This window comes from Actinomadura kijaniata (genome assembly GCF_014138665.1).
GTDB classification, from domain to species: Bacteria; Actinomycetota; Actinomycetes; order Streptosporangiales; family Streptosporangiaceae; genus Spirillospora; species Spirillospora kijaniata.
The window spans coordinates 442452-464467 of sequence record NZ_JACJIA010000003.1; the positions used below are offsets into that span (position 1 = coordinate 442452).

Sequence of the window (22016 nt, forward strand, 5' to 3'; positions counted from 1 at the left end):
CAGCATGCGCCCTGTCGGTTGGAAAACACAACCCATCGGGGCGTGGAACGCGTCACAGCACGGCTCGGGGGCCGCGGCGGTTGCGCGCCACGGCCCCCGAGGTGCGGGCCACTCAGTGGAAGGGGCCCGTTCCTGTTCTGTCCCTGGTGTCCCTCCTCGCGTCGAAGGGCTCCGCGGCGGAGCCACCCGGTTCTCGTCGACCAAGCAAGCGAGTCCTCCTCTTTCCCTCGACGTTCAGAGCGGTCACTTCGGACAGTAGCCCAGCGACCTGCGGATTTGGGGAGCTCATCCTCCAACAAGCCGCAAAGCCGCCGCCAAGCGGAACCGGGGCCCGGGGGCGCCGCGGACGCCTCAGACGGTGATCCCCATGTGCGCCAGGACCCGGTCGGCCAGGGCGCGGTCGCCGGAGGCCTCCACCGTCACGTCGGCGGGTCCGCAGCGTCCGGCGAGCAGGCGGACGAACGACTCCCAGTCCGTGCGCACCACCGCCGTCGGCCCGCCCTCCAGCGACCCCACGCGGGCGGCGCGGCCGTCGTCGCCCACCAGGACGTGCTCGGTGAACGCCACCGGCCCCGTCACCTCGAACGTCACCGACCGCCCCGGCGCCGCCCCGGCGCGCTTGGCCACGATGACCGGCAGGCCGGGCAGCAGGACGCGGCGCACGCAGTCGGTGGCGGGGGCGTCGAGGTTGCCGGGGCGTCCCACGGCGCGGCGGACGTCCTGCTCGTGGACCCAGCAGTCGAACGCCCGCAGCCCCATCAGCTCGGCGTAGGGCATCTCCCGGCCGGTCGGCGCGACGGCGGGCCGCCCGGGGTCGATGCCCGGCAGCTCGGCCAGGCGCCGCCCGACCACCTCGCGCAGCTCGGCCAGCACCTCCGGGCCGGAGCGGGAGCGCCGCGCGTCCACGGCGGCCTCCAGCCCGCGCCCCATCTCGTTGCGCACGTGCGGCAGGTCCGCGGGCAGGACGTGGCCGGGCGCGGGATCCTCGCCCAGCAGCGTCATCTCGATGCCGACCAGGTGGGAGAACACGTCCCGCACGTTCCAGCCGGGGCACTCGGTCGCCCGCTCCCAGTCCCGCCCGGTGAGGTCCTCGGCGAGGGCCAGGGTCGAGCGCATCGTCTGCTCGAACGCCGCGACGTTGGCGGCCATCACGTCCTTCATGGCCCGTCACGATCCCACAGCGCCCCGGCGGCGCCCACCCCGGGGAACGCGGGTCAGTGCACCGTCCGGCGCTCCTCGGCGGGTTCCCCGCCCCTCACCAGGTGCAGCCGCACCACGGCGGGCACCTGGTCGGCGCCGAGCGCCGCGCGCAGCCGCGGGATCGACCGGTCCCTGATGTCGTCGCGCAGCGCCATGGTGTCGGCGCCGCGGTCGTAGGAGACGTTGAGCTGGACCCGCGGGTGCCTGCGGGGGCCCATCAGCCGGGCCTTCGCCCCCTGGACGCCCGGGAACGCGGCGACGTCGGACTCCAGGGCCTCGGCGACGGCCTTCGACGACAGGCGGGTCTCCCCCTCGTCGGCGTCGGGCTCCATCGTCAGGTTCCCGTGCAGGCGGTGCGAGCGCACCTGCGCCAGCAGCCAGTACAGGCCCAGCAGCGCCAGCACCACCGCGACGCCGGCCACCACGGGCCAGAACCAGGCGTGCTCGGCGGCGTAGCGGCGGACCGGGTCGGTGAGCACCGGCTCGGTCGCGCGGGAGCGTCCCCACACGCCCAGCCCCCGGAGCAGGGCCGGTCCCCCGGCGGCGACCAGGGCCAGCCCGACCAGGGTGAGGCCGACGTGGTTGAGCCGGGATGCGCGGCGGTCCATGGCGGTCACTCCTTCACGCGGACGGACACCGTGTGCGGCGGCACCGGGGCCATCTCGTCGATCCGCCGCTGGGCGGCGTCGCGGACGCGTTCGGCCAGGGCGGGCCCGCCCGCGCCGCGCACGGTCAGCAGGATCCTGCGGCCCTTCACGTGGGCGCCGGCCTTCCCGACGCCGAGCAGCGACTCGGCGGCGTCCGCGGCGGCGTTCGCCAGGTCGCGGCGCGCGACGCCGACCAGCAGGTCGCGGTCCTCGCCGTGCAGCGGGACCAGCTTGGCGCGGCCCGGCAGCAGCCCCGCCCACAGCAGCAGCGCCCCCAGCAGCGTCAGCCCGCCCGCGATGGCGAGGGTCTGCCAGTGGTCCCACCCGTGGGTGGCCGCCCACGTGGTGAGGCGCCCCTGGTCCGCGATCCGCACCGGACGGCCGATCAGCGTGGAGATCACCTGGGTGGCGGCGGCGGCCCCGGCGGCGGTCAGCAGCAGCGCCGCGACCAGGGCGGGCAGGACCCGCCGGGAACGGAACGTGCGGGTCGCCTTCCGGTCGGCCGCGCCGCCCACCTTCGGCGGGCTGGCGGACCGGTGCGAGACGCGCCCGGCGTGCGTGGCCATGTCACCCCTCCCCTTCCTGCCGGGGGACCGCGCGCCGGGGCCCCGGCTGCCGGGGGACCTCCAGCACCGTCACGTCGATGTCCACCCGGCCGACGGTCAGGCCGGTCAGCTCGTGGACGCGGGCGCGCACCTCGTCGCGGACGCGGCGGGTCACCTCCCGCACCGGCTCGGGGTAGGCGACCGCCAGCTCGACGCGCGCGATGACGTGGTCCCCGTGCACCTCGATGTCGGTGCGGGTGCGCCGGCCGCCGACCGGCACGCCGAGCACGGAGCGGCCGACGCCGCCGGTGTCGTCGGCCGCGTCGGCGACGTGCTCGGCGATGCGCGCCACGACCCGGTCGGAGATCCGGGTGACGCCGCGCCCGCCGGCGACGACCGCGGTCATGGCGTGGGCCGCTTCCGCCCGTTGCCGCTGTTGAACTGCGAGACCATCTCGCTCAGGTCGAGTTCGCCCGCCAGGACGCGCCCGACCAGGAAGCCCACGATGCCGAGCAGCGCGACCAGGACGAACGCCCCGAACCCGCCGAACGCCCCGGCGAACCCCAGCGCCGTCCCGTAGACGAGGCCCACCAGGGGAAGAATCGTTTTGCCGTTCATGTCAGTTCCTTTCCGAGGACCCGGCGAGGGGCCCTCACCGCAGGCGGCGGGCCCGCAGGCGCCGCGCCCGCCATCGGCCGATCAGCGCGACCGGCCCCCCGCGCCGCCGGACGGCGACGATCTCGGTGTGCGCCCAGGCGGCGGGCCGCCGCCGTCCCCGCCAGGTCTCCAGCCCGGCCCGGAACGCCTCGGGGTCGCCGCCCAGGTCCGGGTGGTTGGCCCGGAGCCAGGCGCGGTAGGCGGCCCGTTCGTCCGCCGGGCTCGGCCGGGGGTCAGGCATCCGCCTCCTCCGGGGCGGCGGGATCGACCAGGTCGGCGACCAGGACGTGGACGGGGCGTCCGCCGGCCAGCGGGAGGACCGCCGCGCGCACGGCGTCGGCCAGCTCGGGCAGCACCCGCCCGTACTCGGCGACCAGCCCGATCTCCACGTCGGCGTCCCGGAACGCGACGCCCGCGACCGGCGCGCCGATCCGGTAGGTGACCAGCCGTCCGCGCGGCCCGGCGGTGAGCCCGGCGACGCCGTCCACCCCGGCGGCCGCGGCGGCGACGCGTTCGGCGCGTTCGGCCCGGTCGAGCGGCGAGGGTCCGGTGCGGTCGGTGGCGTCGCGCGCGGCGTCGCCGGGCGCGGCGCCCGCCCGCGCGGCCTCCCCGGGGGCGCGTCCGGCGTCGTCGCGCCGCGCCGTGCTCTGCGTCGCGGGCATGGTCACTCGACCCGGCGGTTGGCGGCGGACTCCCCCGAGCCGCCGGCCCGCTCGCGCATCGCCTCCCCGGCGCCGCGGACCTTCTCCTTCGCGCTCTCCAGCGCGCTCCTGGACCCCTCGCCCCCGTCGTCCTCGTCGTCGTCCTCGCCGGGCAGGTGGATGTCGTCCACGGTGATGTTCACCTCGACGACCTCCAGGCCCGTCATGTGCTCGACCTCGTTGATGACGTTCTCGCGGACGGCGGCGGCCAGGTCGGGGATGGCGACCCCGTACTCCACCACCAGGTCCAGGTCCACGGCGGCCTGGCGTTCGCCGACCTCGACCGAGACGCCCTGGGTGATGTTGTCGCTGCCGCCCAGGCGTCCCCGCACGGCCCCGAACGCGCGCGTCATGCCCCGCCCCATGGCGTGCACGCCGCCGATCTCCCGGGCCGCCATGCCCGCGACCTTGGCGACCACGCCGTCGGCGATCCGGGTGCGGCCGTGCTCGGTCTGGAGCACGCTGGAGTCGCCCGACTCCGAGCGGCGCATCTCCCCGCCGGGGCGCCGTTCCTCCTGGCGCCCGCCCTCCTGTCGCTGGTCGCCGCGTTCGGCCCCCGGTCGCGGAGCCTGGTTCGGCAGCGTGCCGACGGCCGGCCTGGTGGACTGTCCGCTGTCCTGGCTCACAACGTCCCCCCGATGCGTGAGTCGACGTGACCGGCCGTGCGCCGATCGATCGATCGTTTGATGCTCCGCCGTTCCCGCCCGGAACCGCCCGGCGGCCATATGAATACGTCAAAATTCCTTTACCGCAACAAAACGGGACCGAGGCCAGAAACGGCCTTCGGTCCCGTCGCGGCCCGTACCGGTCCTCCTACCCGGAAAACTCCGTTTCCCCCTGGTCACCTGCGGAATCAGACCGAGCGGGGTAAAAACGCACCGAGGGACGCCCCACCTGTCCGTAATGCGGGCGGCGCACGGCGAGCCCGTTGTCGGCGAGATATTCCAGATAGCGGCGCGCCGTCACCCGCGACACCCCGGTCCGGTCGGCCGCCGACGCCGCCGACAGCCCGTCGGACGCCTCCGCCAGCACCGCCGCCACCGCCTGCAACGTCGGCTCGCTCATCCCCTTGGGCAGCGTCGAGTCCCCCGGCGTCCGCAGCGCCGCCAGCAGTTCGTCCACCTCGCCCTGCGCGACCGCCTCACCGGACCGCGCCACCCCGCGCCGGAACCGCGCGTACGCCTCCAGCTTGTCGCGCAGCGCCGCGAACGTGAACGGCTTCAGCAGGTACTGCACCACCCCCGCCGACACCGCCGACCCCACCACCGCCAGGTCCCGCGCCGACGTCACCGCGATCACGTCGACGGTGCTGCCCGACGCCCGCAGCGCCCGGCACACCGCCAGCCCGTGCGTGTCGGGCAGGTAGAAGTCCAGCAGCACCAGGTCCACCGGGCGGCCCTCGTCGGCCCGCCGGGCGCAGAACCGCAGCGCCTCGGCCCCCGAGTGGACGACGCCCGCCACCGCGAACCCGGCGACGCGCTCCACGTGCCGCCGGTGCGCCTCGGCCGCCACCTGGTCGTCCTCGACGACCAGCACCTCGATCACGCCGCTCATCCCCCGGCCCCCTCCCCGGACGCGCCGCCCCCGGTGGGCAGCCGGACGGTGACGGTCGCGCCGCCGTTCCCGGCCGCGCCGCCGTCCACCTCGATCGTGCCGCCGTGGCGGCGGACCGCCTGGCCGACCAGGGCCAGGCCCAGGCCGTTGCCGGCCGGCTTGGTCGTCCAGCCGCGCCGGAACATCTCCGGCACCGCCGCCGGGTCCACGCCCGGCCCGCTGTCGGACACCCGGAACACCAGCGCGTCGCCCTCCCCGCGCACCGCGACCGTCACGCGCGGGGAGCGCTCGGCGGCGTTCTCCACGGCGGCGTCCACGGCGTTGTCCACCAGGTTGCCCAGCACCGTCACCAGGTCGCGGGGGTCCAGGCCGCGTGGGTCGGCCATCTGGTCGGCGCCGCCCTCGATGCGCAGCTCCACTCCGCGCTCGGCGGCCTCGGCGGACTTGCCCAGCAGCAGCGCCGCCAGCACCGGCTCCGCCACCGCGCCCACCACCTGGTCGGTGAGCCGCTGCGCGTCGGCCAGCTCGGCGGTCGCGAACTCCACCGCCTGCTCGGGACGGCCCATCTCCACCAGCGACACCACCGTGTGCAGCCGGTTGGCGGCCTCGTGCGCCTGGGCGCGCAGCGACTCGGCGAACCCGCGCACCGAGTCCAGCTCGCCCATCAGCGACTGGAGCTCGGTGTGGTCGCGCAGCGTCACCACGTGGCCCATCGCGCGGCCCTCGGAGGTGACCGGCGCGGCGTTGACGACCAGCACCCGGGTGTCGCTGAGATGGATCTCGTCGGCGCGCGGCTCCGCCGCCGCCAGCGCCGCCGCCAGCTCCGGCGCCAGCCCCAGGGCCGCGACGGGACGGCCGCGCGGATCCCCGGCCCGGCCCAGGTCCAGCAGGTCGCGGGCGGCGTCGTTGCACAGCGCCACCCGCCCCTCCCGGTCCACCAGCAGCAGCCCCTCGTGCACCGAGTGCAGGATCGCCGCGTAGTAGTCGAACATGCCGCGCAGCTCGCCCGGGGCCATGCCCCGCGTCTGCCGCCGTAGCTGCCTGCTGAGCAGGTAGCTCCCGGCGATCCCGGCCAGCAGCACCGCGGCCGCGACCGCCGTCAGCGACACCAGCCGCTCGCGCAGCTCGGCCGAGATCGCCCGCACGGTGATCCCGGCCGCGACCAGCCCGACCACGCGCCCGCGGCCGTCGCGCACCGGCGCCACGGCCCGCACCGACGGTCCGAGCGTGCCGGCGTAGGTCTCGCTGAACGTCCGGCCCGCCAGCGCGGGCCCGGTGTTGCCGAGGAAACGGTGCCCGATCTGCCGCGGGTCGGGATGGGTGTAGCGGATCCCCGCCGGGCTCATGATCGTGATGAAGTCGACGCCGGTGTCGGCGCGGACCCGTTCGGCGAACGGCTGCAACGTGCGCCCGGGGTCCCCGGCGGCGACCGCGGGGCCCACGTGCGGCGAGTCGGCGATCGTCGCGGCGACGGCCGTCACCGTCTGCCGCGCCCGGTCCCCCGCCGCCCGTTCCGCGTCCAGCCAGGCCAGCGCCGCGCCGGCCGCCACCAGCAGCGCGACCAGCACGGCCTGGAGGCCCAGCAGCCGCCGGGCCAGACTCCACCTTCGCGTGTCCACGACCGCCCAACGGGGTAGCCGCATGGCGTTGTTTCCTCCTCACCCCGTTTTCGCGTGAACAAAACGTACACAAAGGTGACCCCGGTCACATAACCGCGCATAGTCGCTGTTCAGCCGGACATGGACGGGTCGATCCGGCGATGAGAGGAGCCACGACCGTGTCACCCGACACCCCACCCCCCGGCGAGCGGACCTCCGAGCCCCGGCAGCGGCGCGACCGGGTCCACTACCTCTACATCGCGGTCCTGGCCGCGGTGTTCCTCGGCGTCGTGGTCGGATTCGCCACGCCGGACCTGGCCAAGGAGCTCAAGCCGCTCGGCACCGGGTTCGTCAACCTGATCAAGATGATGATCTCGCCGATCATCTTCTGCACGATCGTGCTGGGCATCGGCTCGGTGGCGCGCGCCGCCAAGGTCGGCCGGGTCGGCCTGATCGCGCTCGGCTACTTCCTGACGATGTCGACGTTCGCGCTGCTCATCGGGCTGGTCGTCGGCAACCTGCTGCACCCGGGCGAGGGCATGCACCTCAACCCCGAGGCCGCCGCCAAGGCGCACGAGCAGGCCAAGGGCGCCGAGGGCACCGCCGACTTCCTGCTGGGCATCATCCCGCACACGCTGGTGTCGGCGCTGACCGAGGGCCAGGTCCTCCAGACCCTGCTGGTGGCGCTGCTGGCCGGGTTCGCGCTCCAGCAGATGGGACCGGCGGGCGAGCCGATCCGGCGCGGGCTGGAGCACGTCCAGCGGTGGATCTTCCGCATCCTCTCCATGATCATGTGGGCGGCGCCGGTCGGGGCGTTCGGCGCGATCGCGGCGGTGGTCGGCGAGACCGGCTGGTCGGCGCTGCGCAGCCTGGCGGTCATCATGCTCGGCTTCTACATCACCTGCGCGGTGTTCGTGTTCGGCGTGCTGGGCACGGTGCTGTGGCTCGGCGCGCGGATCAACATCGTCACGCTGCTGCGCTACCTGGCCCGCGAGTTCCTGCTGATCCTGTCGACCTCGTCGTCGGAGTCGGCGCTGCCCCGGCTGATCGCCAAGATGGAGCACCTGGGCGTGTCCCGGCCGGTCGTCGGCATCACCGTGCCGACCGGGTACTCGTTCAACCTGGACGGCACCGCGATCTACCTGACGATGGCGACGCTGTTCATCGCCGCCGCGCAGGACCAGCCGCTGTCGATCGGCTCGCAGATCGCGCTGCTGTTCTTCATGATCATCGCGTCGAAGGGCGCGGCCGGGGTGAGCGGCGCGGGCCTGGCCACGCTGGCGGGCGGCCTCCAGTCGCACCGGCCGGAGCTGGTGGACGGCGTCGGGTTCATCGTCGGCATCGACCGGTTCATGTCCGAGGCCCGCGCCCTGACCAACTTCGCGGGCAACGCCGTCGCGACCGTCCTGGTCGGCACGTGGACCGGCGAGTTCGACCGGGACCAGGCGCGGCGCGTGTTCGGCGGCGAGGACCCGTTCAACGAGGCCACCCTGCTCGACGAGCACGTGGCGGCGCGGGACACCGCCGCCGGCGACCGGGCGCCGGCGACCGTCCCGGACGGCGTCACCCTGGACGAGGGGAAGGCGGGCGTCTGACCCGCCGTTCCCCGCGCCGGACCGCGGCGTGCCGCCCGCCCCCGCCGGGCGGCACGCCGCGCCTTCGCGCGCTCCGGTCAGCCGCGCGGGCGGGGCGGCGGGTCGGTGAAGCGGAACGTCAGCACCGTCACCAGCCCCGGCAGCGCCAGCTCGGCGCGGCGCCGCTCCAGCGGGCCCTCCACCAGGGCCGCGCGCAGCGCGTGCACGCGCGTGTCGGGCGCGCACAGGACGGTCATCCGCAGCCGGGGGCGGGACCTCGTCCCGGTGAGCCGCACGTGCGCGGCGGCGACGCCCGGCAGTTCCAGCGTCTCGCGCCGCAGGTCCCGGCCGCAGGCGCGGGCCAGCCTCCGGGCCCGGCCGCCCATCAGCGCGCGGCGCCGCCCCAGGGCGTCGCGGCACTGCCCGGCCAGCCAGATCGCCCCCAGCAGTCCGGCGGTCTCGCAGGCCCCGGCCACCACCGGCCAGAACCACTCGTGCGTCACCACGTGGCGGAACGCCTCCGGGCGCAGCACCGCCTCGCGGGCGGTCCCGTCCGCCAGCCCCAGGCCCAGCCCGGCGCCGCCGAGGCCCAGCAGCGCCGCCCCGACCATCCCGATCACCGGTCGCATGTCAGTCCCTCCGCCGGCGCAGCCGGACCCCGACCGCCGCCGCGCGGGCCAGGTCCAGGTGGTCCAGCCGGCACGCGACGGCGATGCGGACCAGTTCGGCGAGGTTGCCGGGGTTGCGGTAGCGGGACGTGGCGCGCACGGTGACCCGGCGGCGGAACGGGCCGCGCAGCCGCACCCCGGCGCGCGCGACGCCCGGCACCTCCAGCGCCGCCCGGACCAGCGCGCGCCGTAGGTCGGCGCGGGCGATCCCGGCGGCCAGCGACGGGTCCGCGCCGTCCATCACGACCACCCGGGAGCGCCCCGGCAGGGCCGCCGCGAGCAGCGCCAGCCCGAGCGCCGCCAGCGCGCCCGCGACCGCCAGCGCGCGCGGGTCGCCCCAGGTCGTCTGCCGCAGCACGGCCGACAGGCGTTCGACCGGGACGAGCCCGGCCGGGTGCCCGATCAGGCGGGACAGGACCTCCACCGCGCCGGCGCCGCCCGTCACCGTCACGGCCAGCGCGGTCGGGACGCCGACCGCCGCGCGCGACGACCGGAACTCCTCGGCCGCCCCGCGCCGGGCCCGCCGCCGTGCCCGCCGCAGCTCCCTCGTCCCGGCCCTGTCCGTCGTGGCGGTCGTCCCGGCCGTGCCGACGGACCGCCGCGTGACCAGTGTGTCGATCATCACCACCCCCGCTTGGACAACGGGCGCGCCGGGCGGCCCGTTACCCATCCGGCGGTCATGACCCCTTCAAGTTCCCGCAGGTCGGGCCGGAAATCAGCTGAAGACGACCGTGCGGTCCCGGTTCAGGATCACGCGGTGCTCGGCGTGCCAGCGCACCGCCCGCGACAGCGCCAGGCACTCCATGTCCCGGCCGACCGCCATCAGGTCCTCGGGGCCGTGCGCGTGGTCGACGCGCGCGACCTCCTGCTCGATGATCGGCCCCTCGTCCAGGTCGGCGGTGACGTAGTGCGCGGTCGCGCCGATCAGCTTCACGCCGCGCGCGTGCGCCTGGTGGTAGGGCTTGGCGCCCTTGAAGCTCGGCAGGAACGAGTGGTGGATGTTGATGATCCGGCCGGGGAGCTTGGCGCAGAGGTCGTCCGACAGGATCTGCATGTACCGGGCCAGCACCACCAGGTCGGCCTTGTAGTGCTCCACCAGCGTCAGGATCTCCGCCTCCTGGGCGGCCCGGCCGCCGGGGCCGATCGGCAGGTGGTGGTAGTCGATGCCGTAGGACTGGGTGAGCGGCCGCATGTCGGGGTGGTTGGAGGCCACCGCGACGATGTCGATGTCGAGCAGGCCCGACTGCCGCCGGTACAGCAGGTCGTTCAGGCAGTGCCCGAACTTCGACACGAGGATCAGCACCCGCTGCTTGTCGGCGGTGTCGTGCAGCCGCCAGTCCAGCGCCAGGTCGCCCCCGACCGCCGCGAACGCGCCGCGCAGCTCGTCGGGGTCGGTGGCGGGCGGCGCCGCGAACTGCACCCGCATGAAGAACGTCCCGCTCTCGCCGTCGCCGAACTGCTGGCTCTCCAGGATGTTGCAGTCCCGCTCGGCCAGCAGCCCGGACACGGCCGCCACGATGCCGGGGCGGTCCGGGCAGGAGAGCGTCAACACGTACTCGCGGTGGTCGGTGTCGGTCACGATGTCACTTTCGCTGCGGTGGGGTCGTACGGGGCCCTGGGGTGGACGGTCGTGTCGCGGCGTTCCCCGGCCGCCTCGTGCTCGGCGTCGGTCAGGGAGGCCCGCCGGACGGCGTCCTCGCTCCGGACGCCCGGTCCGTTCAGGGTGAGGGCTACGAGCTTACGCCGAACGCCCTGCTCACGCTGCCGGGACGGGCGGCTCCCGGCCCCGCCCGCCCGCGCGGGCGCGGCCGTTTGAGCATTGCCCTAATTGGTATAGAAGGTGGCATCTGATTGGGCATCATCCCGTTTCGTGCCGTTCATTCGGCGTTACGCTCGGAGGTCGCCACGGACGCCGCACTGGTCGCCGCCGCGGTGCTGTTCTGCCTGGTCAGCGGAGCCAACGACGGGGGCGCGCTGCTCGCCCTCGGGCTCAAACTGCCGGTGCCCCGGATCAGGGCCGCGCTGGCGATGCTGACGGCGGCGGTCGTCGTCGTCCCGGTCGCGTTCGGGGCCGGGGTCGCCGAGACGTTCGCGGCGGGGCTGGTGGGGTTCGGCTCCGGCGAGGACCCCGAGGACGCGACGGCGGCCGTGCTGGTGGGGGTGCTGACGGCGCTGGCGGTGACGCTGACGCTCACCTGGCGGGGGCGGCCGACGAGCCTGACGCTGGCGACCGTCGGCGGGCTCACCGGGGCGGGGCTGGGCGCCGGGCTGCCGGTGTCGGGCGAGCGCGTGGCCCTCGTGCTGGCGCTCGGGGCGGCGGCCCCGCTGGCGGGCTGGGCCCTGGCGCTGGGGGTGGTGCGGCTGCTGTGGCGGGTGCCGCCGGGCGGGCCGCTGTCCCGCGTCCACCTGGTGGGGTTCGCGGTCCTGTGCGCGGCGTACGCGGCCAACGACGCGCAGAAGATGCTCGCCGTGCTGGCCATCGCGCTGGGCGTCACGGCCGGGGCCCTGCCGTGGTGGGCGCTGGCGCTGGCGGGCGCGCTGTTCGCGGCGGGCGCGGTGTACGGGCTGCCGCGCGCGGGCCGGACGCTCGGCGGCCAGCTGCTGGCGGTAAGGCCCGTCCATTCGGTCAGTTCTGAGATGTCCGCATCCGCCGCCGTGCTCTGCTCGTCGGCCCTCGGGGTACCGGTGAGCATGACCCAGTCCGTCGCCGGAGGCCTGATCGGCGCGGGGGTCGTGTCGGGAGCCGGCCGGGTGCGCTGGGAGGCGGCGATGCGCCTGGCCATGGCCTGGCTGCTCACCCTGCCCGGCAGTGTCGTGATCGCCGCGATGGGAGCGCTGGTGGTGGAATGAAGGGCTTGCTGCGCCGTTACCTGGGACTGGTCAACGGACGGATGGACACCGGCCTGGAGGACGCGCTGCTCGACCAGCTCCGGACGGCCGAGGAGGGCGCGGAGGTCGCCGCCGCGATGGTGGAGGGCGACGTCCCCCGGGGCGAGGCCCGCGACCGGATGCGCCGGATCGAGCACCGCGGGGACACGCACCGGGGCGCGTTCGTGGAACGCCTGTCGGAGGCGCTGGTGACGCCGATCGACCGGGAGGACCTGTTCCGGCTGTCGCGGTCGATCGACGACGTGCTGGACACGCTGCGCGACTTCGTGCGCGAGTCGCACCTGTACGAGCTGCCCGACCAGTCGCGGCTGACGCCGATGCTGGCCGAGGTGCAGGCGGGGGTGGCGGCGCTGGAGGCGGCGGCGACGGCGCTGGTGGAGAAGCCGTCGCAGGCGGCGCAGAGCGCGCTGGAGGCCCGCAAGGCCGGGGGCGCGGTCCGGCGGCTGTACCAGTACGAGGTGGCGCGCGTGCTGGACGGCGAGATGACCACCGAGACGATGAAGGAACGCGAGCTGGTGCGGCGGCTGGAGATGGTCGGCCAGCACATCAGCGACGCCGCCGACGCCATCATGGACGGTGCGATGAAGCGCTGGCACTGAACGGGGAGGGGACCCGGTGACCGAAGCGGAGAGCGATCGTCCGGCGGTGCGGATCGTGTGCCTGGACGGGGCGGCGCGCGTCCTGCTGCTGAACTGGCGCGACCCGGTGCACGGGCGGGTGTTCTGGGAGCCGCCGGGCGGGGGCGTGGACGCCGGGGAGTCGGCGCTGGAGGCGGCGCGGCGGGAGCTGACCGAGGAGACGGGGCTGCCGGGGTCGGCCGTGCGGGACGTCTCGGTGCCGGTCGAACGCGACTTCACGTGGATGGGGCGGCGGTACGTGAAGACCGAGCCGTTCTTCCTGGCGCGGTTCGCCGGGACGCCGGAGGTGGACCCGGCGGGGTTCACGGCGGAGGAGCACGAGACCTACGTGGGGCACGGCTGGTTCTCGCTGGACGAGCTGGCCGCGCTGGAGGAGCTGGACCCGCCCCACATGGCCGAGATCATCGGAACGCTGCTGGCACGCTGAGCCCGGCGCCGGACGGCGATGGTGATGATCTCGCGGGACCGGCCGGTGACCGGGGTGCGGTCCCGGTCGCCATACCGCTCCTCCACCGCGAGGCCCGCCTCGGAGAGGAGGACGTCCAGGGCGGCCTCGCCGAGGAAGCGCAGGGTCGAACGGTCGCGGCGGAGCGGCGCGCCGTCGCGGTCGGCCGTGGTGGTGGCGAAGGTGACCAGGTCGCCGGTGACGTCCTCGACCTCGTGCCGGACGCGGAGGCGGCGCCCCCGGTGATCGGTGAGGTCCCGGGCGTTGGCGGGGTTCCAGGTCTCCCGGGCGCGGGCCCGCGGGTGGCGGGTCTCGAAGGCGAACCGGCCACCGTCCCGCAGGGCCCGGCGGGCCGCCGCCAGGGACGCGCGCAGCTCGTCGTCGGTCAGCAGGCACTGGAAGGCGTGGCCGGTCATGATCGCGAGGTCGAACTCGCCGGTCCACCGCGCGTCGGCGGCCCGGCCCGCCACCCACTCGACGCCGGGGCGGCGGCGGGCGCGGTCCAGGGAGGGGCGGTCGGGGTCGAGGCCGACGAGGCGGCCACCGTGCCCGCTCGCGCGGGCGTGGGCGAGCATCATGCCGGTGCCGCAGCCGACGTCCAGGACCGCGTCCGCGCCCATGCCCAGGTCGTGGTAGAAGCGGTCGCCGGGCACGGACGCGGGGTCCCAGGGGTACAGGGCGGCGTCGGCGTCGGAGTACACGGCGGCAGTGTGCGACACCACCCGAAGGTGATCAACTGGTCCTGGTGAGGGCGACCACCGGGATCGTGCGGGTGGTGCGCGAACGGAACCCCGCGAAGTCGGGATCCCGCGCGATCTGGCGTTCCCACAGGGCGTCGTGTTCGGACTCGTCCACCAGGGTCGCCTTGGCCCGGTGGCGCTCCGCGCCGAACTCGACGGTCGCCTCCGGGTTCTTCATCAGGTTGTGGAACCAGGCGGGGGCGGTGGGCGCGCCGCCGTTGGAGGCGAACACGACCAGGCGGTCGCCGTCGGGCAGCGCGACGAGCGGGGTGGTGCGCTCCTTTCCGGTACGCGCGCCGACGGTGGTGAGCAGCAGCAGGGGGACCCCTTCGAAGGGGCCGCCGACGCGGCCGCCGTTGGCGCGGAATTCCTCGATGACCCCGAGGTTGAACGGGTTGGACATCGGTCCTCCTCGACTCGTTCCGGACAGGTCCCACTCTCGGTGGAGGCCGGGGCCGCGACAACGGGAGATTGTGGAAGGATCGATCACTTGGGCTTATCGGCGGAGGTCAGGGTGGAAAAGCACGAGATCGAGACGTTCCTGGCGCTGGCGGAGGAACTGCATTTCGGGCGGACCGCCGAGCGTCTCCACCTGTCGCAGGCGCGGGTCAGCCAGACCATCAAGCAGCTGGAGCGCAGGATCGGCGCGCCGCTGTTCGACCGGACCAGCCGCCGGGTCGCGCCGACGCCCCTCGGCCGCCGCCTGCACGAGGGGCTCGCACCGGTCTACGCCCAGCTCCAGTCGGTCGTCGCGGAGGTGACGGCGGCGGCGCGGGGCGTGGAGGGCGTGCTGCGGCTCGGTTTCCTGGGGTCGGCGACGGGCAAGCTGACGCCGCGCATCATGACGGCGTTCGGCGCCGCGCATCCGGACGTGGAGATCCGGATGCGCGAGGTGCACCCGGCCGACCCGCTGGGGCCGCTGCGCGACGACGAGGTGGACATGCTGCTGACGCGGCTGCCGGTGGAGGAACCGGACCTGAAGGTGGGGCCGATCGTGCTGTCGGAGCGGCAGGTGCTGGCCGTTCCGGCGGGGCACCGGCTCGCGCGGCGCCCGGCGGTGCGGCTGGAGGAGCTGGCCGAGGAGCGGACGTTCGGCCTGGCGGGGTCCGCGCCGGAGTACTGGTGGGACGCGCAGACGCCCCGCCGGACGCCCGGCGGGCGGGAGATCCGGCGGGGCCAGTCGGTGGGGACGTTCCAGGAGATGATGACGCTGATCGCCGCGGGGCAGGGCGTGTCGCCGGTGGCGGCGTCGGTGTGCTGCTTCTACGCACGGCCGGACGTGGCGTTCGTGCCGCTGGAGGACGCGCCGCCGACGGAGGTCGCGCTGGTGTGGCGGGCGGCGGGCGAGACGGAGAAGCACCGCGCGTTCCTGCGGGCGACGTGCGGGGTGGTGCGCGAGAACGGCGGCCCCGCCGACTCCTGAGGCCGGGGCGCGCGCCCCGGCCCCGGCGGGGTCTCAGGCGTTCAGCCGGGCGAACTGGTCGTCGGTGAGCTCGATGTCGAGCGCGGCGAGGTTCTCGTCCAGGTGGGCGATCGAGGTGGTGCCCGGGATCGGCAGGAGGGTGGGCGAGCGGCGCAGCAGCCAGGCCAGCGCGACCTGGGACGGCGTGGCCCCGACCTCCTCGGCGACCCGCGCGGCCGCGTCGAGCCGCGCCCCCATCGCGATCGGGAAGAAGGGCAGGAACGCCATCCCCTCCGCCGCCGCGTGGTCCACGACCTCCTCGTGCTGGCGGGCCGCGAGGTTGTAGACGTTCTGCACGCTGGCGATGGGCGCGATCCCGGCGGCCTCCTTCAGCTGCTCGACCGTGACCTCCGACAGCCCGATGTGGCGGACCTTCCCCTCCTCCTGCAACCGCCGCAGCGCGCCCACCTGGTCGGCCAGCGGGTAGGCGGGGTCGACGCGGTGCAACTGGAGCAGGTCGATGCGCTCGACCCCGAGCCGCCGCAACCCCAGCTCGGCCTGCTGCCGCAGGTAGTCGGGGTGCCCGAGGGGCACCCACTCGGTCGGCGAGGGCCGCAGCACGCCGACCTTGGTGGCGATGGCGACGCCGTCGCGGTAGGGGTGCAGCGCCTCGGCGATCAGCTCCTCGTTGCCGCCCAGCGCGTAGGCGTCCGCGGTGTCGATCAGCTGGACACCGGCCTCGACCGCGTGCCGCAGCAGCGCGATCGCGCCGTCCCGGTCGGCGGGCGGACTCCAGATGGGCACCGCGGCCGGGTCGGCGGGCCGCCCGGGCCCGTCCGCCAGCCGCATGGCCCCGTACCCGATCCGCCGCACCGTCAGGTCGCCACCGATGGTCAACTCACGCATGGTCGTTCTCCCAGCTCAAAGCCGTTTCTCAGGAACACGACCACTCTGCCGGGCCCCCGCCACCCCGACAACGCCCGATCAGGGAAGAATCGATCAGCCTGACTTATGAATAGCCGAGCCCACCGCCGCACAGACCGGGCACCACGCGGGCCCAGCATGGCGGACCAGGCGTGGCGGACCAGGCGTGGCGGACCAGATGTCACGCAGGCCCACCATCACGCAGACCAGCCGCCACGCGGACCCAGCGCCACACGTCCCCTGCGTCACACGGGCCCAAGCGTCCGGTGTCACGCAGACCTGGTGCCACGAGCGTCCGGTGTCACGCAGACCTGGTGCCACGAGCGTCCGGTGTCACGCGGGCTCAGCGTCACGCGGGCTCAGCGTCACGCGGGCTCAGCGTCACGCGGGCTCAGCGTCACGCGGGCTCAGCGTCACGCGGGCTCAGCGTTGCGGGGGCTCAGTGTTGTGTGGGCCAGGTGGGTGAGGGCGGCGGTGATCCTTGCCGGGGGTAGGCCGCGTTGCCGTTGGTGGGCGTAGACCTCTGAGGCCAGGGGCGCCAGCAGGGTGTCCACCAGGGCGTCGGGGTCGGGGGTGTCCGCCGCCACCAGGAGCGAGCGGACGTGCGCCCGCCAGAAGCCGTACGCGCCCGTGGTCAGGCGGGCGCCGCCCGACTCCGCGCCCAGGGCCAGGTCGATGTGGGCTTCGAGGAGGTCGACCATCGCGGCGTAGAACGCGGCCAGGCGCTCGCCCGGAGGCGCGCCCGGCCCCAGGGGCGGGTCGCCGCCGAGGAGCTTCTCCTGGAGGTTCCGCTCGTGCTCGTCGAGGAGCGCGAGGGCGATCGACCGGACGTCCGGGTAGCGCCGGTAGAGGGTGCCGCGGCCCACGCCCGCGGCCTTCGCGACGTCGTCCATGGTCACGGCGCGCGGGTCGCGTTCGGCGAACAGCCCGGCGGCCGCCTCCAGCACCCTGGCGCGGTTGCGGGCGGCGTCGGCCCGTTCGCGGGGACGGTGGGGGGAGTCTTCGGCGAGCAGGTTCATGCCGACGACTCTAACCCGGCCCCGGAATATCTGGACAGCGTGTCCGCTTTGATCTAACGTAACCGGACACAACGTCCACTTGATCCGGAGGTCCCGACATGGCCGGTCTGCTCCATCTCGACGCCAGCGCCCGCAGCCGCTCGTTCAGCCGCGAGCTCGGCGGCGTCTTCGCCGCCGCCTGGCGCGAGGCGCACCCCGACGGGGACTACGTGCACCGGGACCTGGTGGCCGAGCCCGTCCCGTTCATCGACGAGGCGTGGACCGAGCTGTGCGACAACGTGCTGAGCTCCGGGATCACCGACCTGCACCGGCTGAAGGAGAACGTGCGCACCCCGCGGCAGGCCGCCGCGTGGGCGACGCTGGAGCCGCTGTTCGACGAGCTGGTCGCCGCCGACGTCGTGCTGATCGCGACGCCGATGTACAACTTCGGCGTCCCGGCCTCGCTGAAGGCGTGGATCGACCAGGTCACGTTCCCCAAGATGCGGCTGACCGGCCGGCGTTTCGTGGTGGCCTCGGCCCGCGGCGGCGCCTACGGGCCCGGAACGCCGCGCGAGCCGTTCGACCACCAGGAGCGCTACCTGCGCGACTTCTTCGCCGGGCACTTCGCGGTCGAGGACGTCGCGTTCCTCAGCGTCGAGCTCGTCAACGCGCTGATCGACCCCGGACTGGCCGGACGGCGCGCCGAGCACGGGGAGTCCCACGCGGCGGCGCTGGAGGCCGCCCGCACGCTCGCGAAGGAGTACTGACGATGGGCTGGCTCATCCTGCTGGCGGCCGGGGTGGTGGAGGTCGCCTGGTCGCAGAGCATCAAGCCGACCGAGAACTTCACCCGCCCCCTGCCCACCCTGCTGTGCCTGGTCCTGATGGCCGTCGCGGTGTTCCTGCTGTCGGTGGCGATGAAGACCGTCCCGGTGGGGACCGCCTACGCCGTCTTCACGGGGATCGGCGCGTTCGGCGCGGTCACGCTGGGCCTCCTCATCCACAAGGACCCGATGAGCGCGGGCCGCGTCGCGGCCCTGGCCCTCATCCTCGGCGGCGTCGTCCTCGCCCGCGTCACCGACCCCGCGTGATCCCGCTCCCCGGCGCCGGGCCCGCTCCGGCGCCGGGCCCGCTCCGGCGCCGGGGAGCGCCGGGTCAGGCGGGCGCGGCCGCGCGGAGGAGACCGGCCCGGGCCCGTATCGCGGCCACGGCCTCGGGCTCGCGCCCGCCGGTGAACGTGGTGTTGCCCTCGTAGGTGACGCCGGCGGGCGGCGCCTCGGCGCCGACCGGGTCGGCGTCCCAGAGGTTGCCCCGGTAGACGACCTCCTCCAGCGGCGGTGACACGTGCAGGACGGCCGTGCTGTCGGCGCGGACGACCACGTTCTCCTCGACCGTCACCCAGGCCGCGCCGTAGTCGGTGTAGAGGCCGAAGTTGTACGGCGTGCGCGTGTCCTCGATGACGTTGCCCCGGACGACCGCGCCCGAGTCGTGGGAGTCCCCCTGCGCCCCGGCCAGGTAGACGCCCCCGCCGTCGGCCAGCGTCCGCATGGTGTCGGTGACCAGGTTGCGCAGGATGCGGGTCCCCTGGCCGGGCCCGGCGACGATGCCGCAGTGCGGCACCTCGGAGATGTGGTTGTGCGCGACGGTGCACCCGGTCGTCCCGCTCAGCGCGACGCCGGGCGAGCCGGAGAACTCCAGGCCGACGCGGTGGACCCGGTTGTCCTCCACAAGGACGGAACGGCCGCCCTCGACCACCAGGGCCCCGGCCGAGAGCGTGTCGAAGTCGCACCCGCGCACCGTGACGTCCGCGCCGCCGGACACGCCCAGCCCGGTGGCGCCCAGCCGGGTGAGGCGGCAGCCCTCGATCCGCACGCCGGACACGTCCGCCAGCACCACGCAGGCGGGGATCGTGGCGGACTCGCCGGGGATCGTGACCGAGCCGACGCCCTCGCCGAGCGAGACGGTCTGGACCGGGCCGCCGACGTAGAAGCCGCTCCCGTGGTAGTGCAGGAAGCCGTCGGGGCCGCTCGGCCGGAGCCAGGTGGCGTCGGCGAACGTCAGCCCCCGGAGGGCCAGGCCGCGCACGCCGGTGGCGCGCAGCAGCGTCTCCAGGACCGGCGCGACCACCCGCGTGCGGTCCGGGTGCTCGCCGGGACGGGGCAGGTAGCGCAGCAGATGGCGGCCCGGCCGCGACCGCTCCAGGACGAACGTCCCGGGCTCGGTGAGGAAGGCGGCATCGTTCTCGACCCGGGTCGGCAGGCCGGGCCCCCGGGACGTCTGCCCCTCCCAGGTGGAGTTGTACAGGGCGAGCGCGCGGTCGAACGCGGGCCGGACCATGGTGATCGCGGCGCCGTCGCCGTCGGCCGCGACCGAGGCCACGCCGCAGCGGGCCTCCGTCCACGGGTAGACGCCCCGGTGGACGAACTCCACATCGCCCGGACTGCGCCAGGACAGCGGCCCGGCGCTGTCGGTGACGTACCCGGTCCCGGTGGCGGTGACCTGGCCGGGGAGGCCGTCGATCCCGGCCCGCTCGACCCGGCGGCCGTCCACGTAGAGCTGCCGGGTGTCCAGGTCGCCGACCTCGGCCAGCCACACGCCGTCCTCCACCCGCCATCCGGTGACCGGGCGGCCGCCGCTGACGACGACGTCCTCCTGGTCGGCGGTGCCGTACCCGTAGGGCTGGTAGACGACGTTCCCCGAGTCGGCGTCGGTGAGTTCCAGGGGCTCGTCCAGCACGTGCGTGCCGCCCCTGAGCTGGACGACGACCTCACCGGCGGCGGCGCGCGCGGCGTCCCGCGCGCGACCGAGGGTGGCGAAGGGGTGTTCCCGCGTGCCCGGGGCGGAGTCGTCCCCGTGCGGATCGACGAACAGTTCGGTCATGGGCCTGCCACCTCTGATCGTGTTTATAGCGTACACAAGGTGTATACCGTAGACCAAGGAGGGCGGGATGGCGCAAGACGGGAAAGAGAATCCGGATCATGTGGTGGAGCTGCTGTGGCGCGCGCCGGAGGCGCGGCCGCGGCCGGGGCTGAGCCTCGACCGGATCGTGCGCGCGGGCGTCGAGCTGGCCGACGCCGAGGGCCTGGCCGGGCTGTCGATGCGGAAGGTGGCCGAGCGGCTGGGCTTCACCACCATGTCGCTCTACCGGCACGTGCCCGGACGCGAGCAGCTCGTCGACCTCATGTGCGACGCGGTGGCGGGCGAGACGGCGATCACCGGGGACGCCGGAGGGGACGGCTGGCGGGCACGGCTGGAGGCGTGCGTCAGGAGCGGCTGGGAGCTGCGCCGCCGCCACCCGTGGCTGACGGAGGCACGCGGCGGTCGGCGCGTGCCCGGCCCCCACACCCTCGCGGTCTACGAGCGGATGCTGGGCGCGGTCGCCGACACCGGGCTGCCCCCCGCCGAGGTGATCGCCGTGGTCGGCCTCGTCGGCCGGTTCGTCGACTCCGAGGCGCTGCTGCTCCTGGAGTCCGCCAGGGCCGAGCGGCGCAGCGGCGTCAGCGACGAGGACTGGTGGGGAGGCCGCGACGCGCTGTTCGAGCGGCTGCACGACTACCCCACGCTCACCCGGCTGTGGGAGGAGGGCGGCTTCGACCGGCCGGAGGACCCCTTCGAGTTCGGCCTCGCGCGCCTGCTGGACGGCATCGAACTACTGATCCAGCAGCGTTACGAAACGCGTGACGAAAACGCGGGATGCGTCGTGTGCGGCACGCCGGTGGGGCGCTCCGCCTCCGGGCGCCCCCGGACGTACTGCTCGTCCTCCTGCCGCCAGCGGGCCTACCGCCGGCGCAGGACCTCGTAGCCGGCGGCCGTCGCCCTCAGCGGAGGCAGGCGTCGGCGTCCACGATCTCGGCGTGCATGTTGAGCTCCATCATCCTCAGCGCCGCCTCGCCCAGGTCGGGGTGCAGGGCGGCGACGGCGTCGCGCGGCACCTGGACCTCGAAGTGCCGCACGTAGGCGTCCAGCGCGGTGTAGAGGATGCACTGCTCGGTGACCTGACCGGTCAGGACGACCCGCTCGATGCCGTTCCGCGACAGCACGTACTCCAGGGACGTGCCGTAGAACGCGCTGTGGCGGACCTTGGGCAGGAACGCGCAGTCGGACGCGGGCACGATCGGCTCCACCAGGTCCGGTCTCGCCCCCTCGCACGCCGCCGCCACCAGGTCCTCGCGCGTGGCCGAGAAGTCGCCGTGGTTGTCGTTGACGTAGACCAGCAGCGCCTCCTTCCCCTCGCCGCGGCGCACGCGGTCGATCAGGCGGCTCAGCGGGCCGACCATGCCGGCCACGCTCTCGGCCAGCGGTTCGGCGTCCTCGTGCCGGTAGGGGTTCAACATGTCGATGACCACGACGGCGGTACCACCCATGATCGCCCTGTTCCCCCAGGACGCCGGACCATTCGCGCCGGCTAGACGACCTTGGTGATCCGGCACTCGATGCCCGCCGGGCCGGGCGGCGTCCGGGCCGGGGCGGTGCCGCCGAACGTCCTGGTGTCGCGGACGTCGAACGTCCGCTGCCCGATGCTCTGTCTGGTCGCGGCGTCGAGCACCTCGACGGTCACCTGGTAACGGGACGAGTCGCCTTCGATCGTGCCGTTGATCGAGACGGTCCCGGTCCCGTTGACGGTGTTCACCTGGCAGTCGACCTGGGCGTTGTAGGTCCGGCCGCCGGGCCGGAGCGGGCCCTCCCCGGTGAACACCGGGACGAGCGCGACCAGCGCGATGAGGCTCGGCACGGCCACGGCGACGAGGAGCGCCCTGCGGTTCCTCTTGCGGCCGTCCCGCCCGTGGGGGTCGTGGGAGAGCGTCCACTCGTGCGTGGGCATGCCACCTCGCTAGCT

The 22016-nt window shown here is 74.7% G+C and carries 27 protein-coding genes and 1 pseudogene; 8 read left to right on the top strand and 20 right to left on the bottom strand.

What is annotated here, in order from left to right:
- Window positions 1-351: 351 nt before the first annotated feature.
- The 10 genes and pseudogenes from HNR61_RS14135 to HNR61_RS14180 form a co-directional block, all read right to left on the bottom strand.
- On the bottom strand, window positions 352-1161 hold the full coding sequence (locus HNR61_RS14135) for a maleylpyruvate isomerase family mycothiol-dependent enzyme (protein WP_182843583.1): 810 nt from the start codon (window positions 1159-1161) through the stop codon (window positions 352-354).
- 53 nt (window positions 1162-1214) lie between these two features.
- A complete protein-coding gene (gene amaP / locus HNR61_RS14140; protein WP_182843584.1) occupies window positions 1215-1808 on the bottom strand; it encodes an alkaline shock response membrane anchor protein AmaP in 594 nt (197 codons plus the stop codon).
- A 5-nt stretch (window positions 1809-1813) separates the two neighbouring features.
- Window positions 1814-2413, bottom strand: coding sequence for a DUF6286 domain-containing protein (locus HNR61_RS14145; protein ID WP_182843585.1), 600 nt, complete (start codon window positions 2411-2413; stop codon window positions 1814-1816).
- Between the two features lies 1 nt (window position 2414).
- A complete protein-coding gene (locus tag HNR61_RS14150) occupies window positions 2415-2798 on the bottom strand; it encodes an Asp23/Gls24 family envelope stress response protein (RefSeq protein WP_182843586.1) in 384 nt (127 codons plus the stop codon).
- A complete protein-coding gene (locus tag HNR61_RS14155) occupies window positions 2795-3010 on the bottom strand; it encodes a hypothetical protein (RefSeq protein WP_182843587.1) in 216 nt (71 codons plus the stop codon). Before HNR61_RS14155 ends, HNR61_RS14150 begins: the two co-directional genes overlap by 4 nt.
- 34 nt (window positions 3011-3044) lie before the next feature.
- The gene (locus HNR61_RS14160) at window positions 3045-3290 is read right to left on the bottom strand and encodes a hypothetical protein (RefSeq protein WP_182843588.1); all 246 of its coding nucleotides are present in this window, start codon (window positions 3288-3290) and stop codon (window positions 3045-3047) included.
- Window positions 3283-3711, bottom strand: coding sequence for a hypothetical protein (locus HNR61_RS46815; RefSeq protein ID WP_220509309.1), 429 nt, complete (start codon window positions 3709-3711; stop codon window positions 3283-3285). The genes HNR61_RS14160 and HNR61_RS46815 overlap by 8 nt, the downstream gene beginning before the upstream one ends.
- A 107-nt stretch (window positions 3712-3818) precedes the next feature.
- Window positions 3819-4241 (bottom strand): annotated as a pseudogene (locus HNR61_RS47665) (Asp23/Gls24 family envelope stress response protein); the annotation flags it as partial.
- 322 nt (window positions 4242-4563) lie between these two features.
- A complete protein-coding gene (locus HNR61_RS14175; protein WP_220509310.1) occupies window positions 4564-5304 on the bottom strand; it encodes a response regulator in 741 nt (246 codons plus the stop codon).
- Window positions 5301-6947, bottom strand: a complete 1647-nt coding sequence (locus HNR61_RS14180) for a sensor histidine kinase (RefSeq protein WP_182843590.1) — start codon at window positions 6945-6947, stop codon at window positions 5301-5303. The genes HNR61_RS14175 and HNR61_RS14180 overlap by 4 nt, the downstream gene beginning before the upstream one ends.
- 134 nt (window positions 6948-7081) lie before the next feature.
- Here HNR61_RS14180 and HNR61_RS14185 point away from each other — a divergent pair, with 134 nt between their 5' ends.
- Window positions 7082-8497 carry a cation:dicarboxylate symporter family transporter gene (locus tag HNR61_RS14185; RefSeq protein ID WP_312897902.1) on the top strand — a complete coding sequence of 472 codons (1416 nt, stop codon included), beginning with the start codon at window positions 7082-7084 and terminating at the stop codon, window positions 8495-8497.
- Between the two features lie 77 nt (window positions 8498-8574).
- On the opposite strand, the gene HNR61_RS14190 is transcribed toward HNR61_RS14185, so the two are convergent.
- The 3 genes from HNR61_RS14190 to purU all read right to left on the bottom strand — a co-directional run bounded on the left by HNR61_RS14190 (window position 8575) and on the right by purU (window position 10723).
- A complete protein-coding gene (locus HNR61_RS14190; RefSeq protein WP_182843592.1) occupies window positions 8575-9105 on the bottom strand; it encodes a hypothetical protein in 531 nt (176 codons plus the stop codon).
- A 1-nt stretch (window position 9106) separates the two neighbouring features.
- Window positions 9107-9766: a DUF6286 domain-containing protein gene (locus tag HNR61_RS14195; RefSeq protein WP_182843593.1), complete on the bottom strand. Its 660-nt coding sequence runs from the start codon at window positions 9764-9766 to the stop codon at window positions 9107-9109.
- A gap of 93 nt (window positions 9767-9859) precedes the next feature.
- A complete protein-coding gene (gene purU, locus HNR61_RS14200; RefSeq protein ID WP_182843594.1) occupies window positions 9860-10723 on the bottom strand; it encodes a formyltetrahydrofolate deformylase in 864 nt (287 codons plus the stop codon).
- 272 nt (window positions 10724-10995) lie between these two features.
- Here purU and HNR61_RS14205 point away from each other — a divergent pair, with 272 nt between their 5' ends.
- Genes HNR61_RS14205 through HNR61_RS14215 form a run of 3 tightly spaced genes read left to right on the top strand, consistent with a single transcriptional unit; the run spans window position 10996 to window position 13098 of the window.
- Complete coding sequence (locus HNR61_RS14205; RefSeq protein ID WP_220509311.1) at window positions 10996-11994, top strand: inorganic phosphate transporter; 999 nt, start codon at window positions 10996-10998, stop codon at window positions 11992-11994.
- On the top strand, window positions 11991-12632 hold the full coding sequence (locus HNR61_RS14210; protein WP_182843595.1) for a DUF47 domain-containing protein: 642 nt from the start codon (window positions 11991-11993) through the stop codon (window positions 12630-12632). The genes HNR61_RS14205 and HNR61_RS14210 overlap by 4 nt, the downstream gene beginning before the upstream one ends.
- 16 nt (window positions 12633-12648) lie before the next feature.
- On the top strand, window positions 12649-13098 hold the full coding sequence (locus HNR61_RS14215; RefSeq protein WP_312897903.1) for an NUDIX hydrolase: 450 nt from the start codon (window positions 12649-12651) through the stop codon (window positions 13096-13098).
- Here HNR61_RS14215 and HNR61_RS14220 read toward each other — a convergent pair.
- Both HNR61_RS14220 and HNR61_RS14225 read right to left on the bottom strand, forming a co-directional pair.
- Window positions 12996-13835 carry a class I SAM-dependent methyltransferase gene (locus HNR61_RS14220; RefSeq protein WP_312897904.1) on the bottom strand — a complete coding sequence of 280 codons (840 nt, stop codon included), beginning with the start codon at window positions 13833-13835 and terminating at the stop codon, window positions 12996-12998. The two genes, HNR61_RS14215 and HNR61_RS14220, sit on opposite strands and share 103 nt — an antisense overlap.
- Window positions 13836-13848: 13 nt before the next feature.
- Window positions 13849-14259, bottom strand: coding sequence for a nitroreductase family deazaflavin-dependent oxidoreductase (locus HNR61_RS14225; RefSeq protein WP_182843596.1), 411 nt, complete (start codon window positions 14257-14259; stop codon window positions 13849-13851).
- 111 nt (window positions 14260-14370) lie between these two features.
- On the opposite strand from HNR61_RS14225, the gene HNR61_RS14230 reads away from it, so the two are divergent.
- Entirely contained in the window at window positions 14371-15279 is a 909-nt protein-coding gene (locus HNR61_RS14230) for a LysR family transcriptional regulator (protein WP_182843597.1), read from the top strand.
- 33 nt (window positions 15280-15312) lie between these two features.
- Here the strand turns inward: HNR61_RS14230 and HNR61_RS14235 are convergent, their stop codons facing one another.
- Together HNR61_RS14235 and HNR61_RS14240 are read right to left on the bottom strand one after the other, a co-directional pair.
- Window positions 15313-16164 carry an aldo/keto reductase gene (locus tag HNR61_RS14235; protein ID WP_182843598.1) on the bottom strand — a complete coding sequence of 284 codons (852 nt, stop codon included), beginning with the start codon at window positions 16162-16164 and terminating at the stop codon, window positions 15313-15315.
- A 431-nt stretch (window positions 16165-16595) separates the two neighbouring features.
- Window positions 16596-17201: a TetR/AcrR family transcriptional regulator gene (locus HNR61_RS14240; protein ID WP_182843599.1), complete on the bottom strand. Its 606-nt coding sequence runs from the start codon at window positions 17199-17201 to the stop codon at window positions 16596-16598.
- Window positions 17202-17299: 98 nt separating this feature from the next.
- On the opposite strand from HNR61_RS14240, the gene HNR61_RS14245 reads away from it, so the two are divergent.
- Both HNR61_RS14245 and HNR61_RS14250 read left to right on the top strand, forming a co-directional pair.
- Entirely contained in the window at window positions 17300-17947 is a 648-nt protein-coding gene (locus tag HNR61_RS14245; protein ID WP_182843600.1) for an FMN-dependent NADH-azoreductase, read from the top strand.
- Between the two features lie 2 nt (window positions 17948-17949).
- Complete coding sequence (locus HNR61_RS14250; RefSeq protein WP_182843601.1) at window positions 17950-18270, top strand: DMT family transporter; 321 nt, start codon at window positions 17950-17952, stop codon at window positions 18268-18270.
- A 64-nt stretch (window positions 18271-18334) separates the two neighbouring features.
- Here the strand turns inward: HNR61_RS14250 and HNR61_RS14255 are convergent, their stop codons facing one another.
- Window positions 18335-20059, bottom strand: coding sequence for a right-handed parallel beta-helix repeat-containing protein (locus HNR61_RS14255; protein WP_182843602.1), 1725 nt, complete (start codon window positions 20057-20059; stop codon window positions 18335-18337).
- A 67-nt stretch (window positions 20060-20126) separates the two neighbouring features.
- Between HNR61_RS14255 and HNR61_RS14260 the strand changes: the two genes are divergently transcribed.
- On the top strand, window positions 20127-20981 hold the full coding sequence (locus HNR61_RS14260; protein ID WP_182843603.1) for a TetR/AcrR family transcriptional regulator: 855 nt from the start codon (window positions 20127-20129) through the stop codon (window positions 20979-20981).
- A 16-nt stretch (window positions 20982-20997) separates the two neighbouring features.
- On the opposite strand, the gene HNR61_RS14265 is transcribed toward HNR61_RS14260, so the two are convergent.
- Together HNR61_RS14265 and HNR61_RS14270 are read right to left on the bottom strand one after the other, a co-directional pair.
- Window positions 20998-21543 (bottom strand): cysteine hydrolase family protein, encoded by a 546-nt coding sequence (locus HNR61_RS14265; RefSeq protein ID WP_182843604.1) that lies wholly within the window; start codon window positions 21541-21543, stop codon window positions 20998-21000.
- Between the two features lie 41 nt (window positions 21544-21584).
- Entirely contained in the window at window positions 21585-22001 is a 417-nt protein-coding gene (locus HNR61_RS14270) for a hypothetical protein (protein WP_182843605.1), read from the bottom strand.
- Between the last annotated feature and the right edge of the window lie 15 nt (window positions 22002-22016).

Bases quoted from the DNA above. Each gene is read 5' to 3' on its own strand.
- HNR61_RS14135 (WP_182843583.1), bottom strand. From the start codon at position 1,161: ATGAAGGACGTGATGGCCGCCAACGTCGCGGCGTTCGAGCAGACGATG.
- HNR61_RS14260 (WP_182843603.1), top strand. From the start codon at position 20,127: ATGGCGCAAGACGGGAAAGAGAATCCGGATCATGTGGTGGAGCTGCTG.
- HNR61_RS14265 (WP_182843604.1), bottom strand. From the start codon at position 21,543: ATGGGTGGTACCGCCGTCGTGGTCATCGACATGTTGAACCCCTACCGG.
- HNR61_RS14225 (WP_182843596.1), bottom strand. From the start codon at position 14,259: ATGTCCAACCCGTTCAACCTCGGGGTCATCGAGGAATTCCGCGCCAAC.
- HNR61_RS14255 (WP_182843602.1), bottom strand. From the start codon at position 20,059: ATGACCGAACTGTTCGTCGATCCGCACGGGGACGACTCCGCCCCGGGC.
- HNR61_RS14145 (WP_182843585.1), bottom strand. From the start codon at position 2,413: ATGGCCACGCACGCCGGGCGCGTCTCGCACCGGTCCGCCAGCCCGCCG.
- HNR61_RS14245 (WP_182843600.1), top strand. From the start codon at position 17,300: ATGGCCGGTCTGCTCCATCTCGACGCCAGCGCCCGCAGCCGCTCGTTC.
- HNR61_RS14250 (WP_182843601.1), top strand. From the start codon at position 17,950: ATGGGCTGGCTCATCCTGCTGGCGGCCGGGGTGGTGGAGGTCGCCTGG.
- HNR61_RS14270 (WP_182843605.1), bottom strand. From the start codon at position 22,001: ATGCCCACGCACGAGTGGACGCTCTCCCACGACCCCCACGGGCGGGAC.
- HNR61_RS14240 (WP_182843599.1), bottom strand. From the start codon at position 17,201: ATGAACCTGCTCGCCGAAGACTCCCCCCACCGTCCCCGCGAACGGGCC.
- HNR61_RS14175 (WP_220509310.1), bottom strand. From the start codon at position 5,304: ATGAGCGGCGTGATCGAGGTGCTGGTCGTCGAGGACGACCAGGTGGCG.
- HNR61_RS14180 (WP_182843590.1), bottom strand. From the start codon at position 6,947: ATGCGGCTACCCCGTTGGGCGGTCGTGGACACGCGAAGGTGGAGTCTG.
- HNR61_RS14160 (WP_182843588.1), bottom strand. From the start codon at position 3,290: ATGCCTGACCCCCGGCCGAGCCCGGCGGACGAACGGGCCGCCTACCGC.
- HNR61_RS14235 (WP_182843598.1), bottom strand. From the start codon at position 16,164: ATGCGTGAGTTGACCATCGGTGGCGACCTGACGGTGCGGCGGATCGGG.
- HNR61_RS14190 (WP_182843592.1), bottom strand. From the start codon at position 9,105: ATGCGACCGGTGATCGGGATGGTCGGGGCGGCGCTGCTGGGCCTCGGC.
- HNR61_RS14155 (WP_182843587.1), bottom strand. From the start codon at position 3,010: ATGAACGGCAAAACGATTCTTCCCCTGGTGGGCCTCGTCTACGGGACG.
- amaP (WP_182843584.1), bottom strand. From the start codon at position 1,808: ATGGACCGCCGCGCATCCCGGCTCAACCACGTCGGCCTCACCCTGGTC.
- HNR61_RS46815 (WP_220509309.1), bottom strand. From the start codon at position 3,711: ATGCCCGCGACGCAGAGCACGGCGCGGCGCGACGACGCCGGACGCGCC.
- HNR61_RS14210 (WP_182843595.1), top strand. From the start codon at position 11,991: ATGAAGGGCTTGCTGCGCCGTTACCTGGGACTGGTCAACGGACGGATG.
- HNR61_RS14195 (WP_182843593.1), bottom strand. From the start codon at position 9,766: ATGATCGACACACTGGTCACGCGGCGGTCCGTCGGCACGGCCGGGACG.
- HNR61_RS14150 (WP_182843586.1), bottom strand. From the start codon at position 2,798: ATGACCGCGGTCGTCGCCGGCGGGCGCGGCGTCACCCGGATCTCCGAC.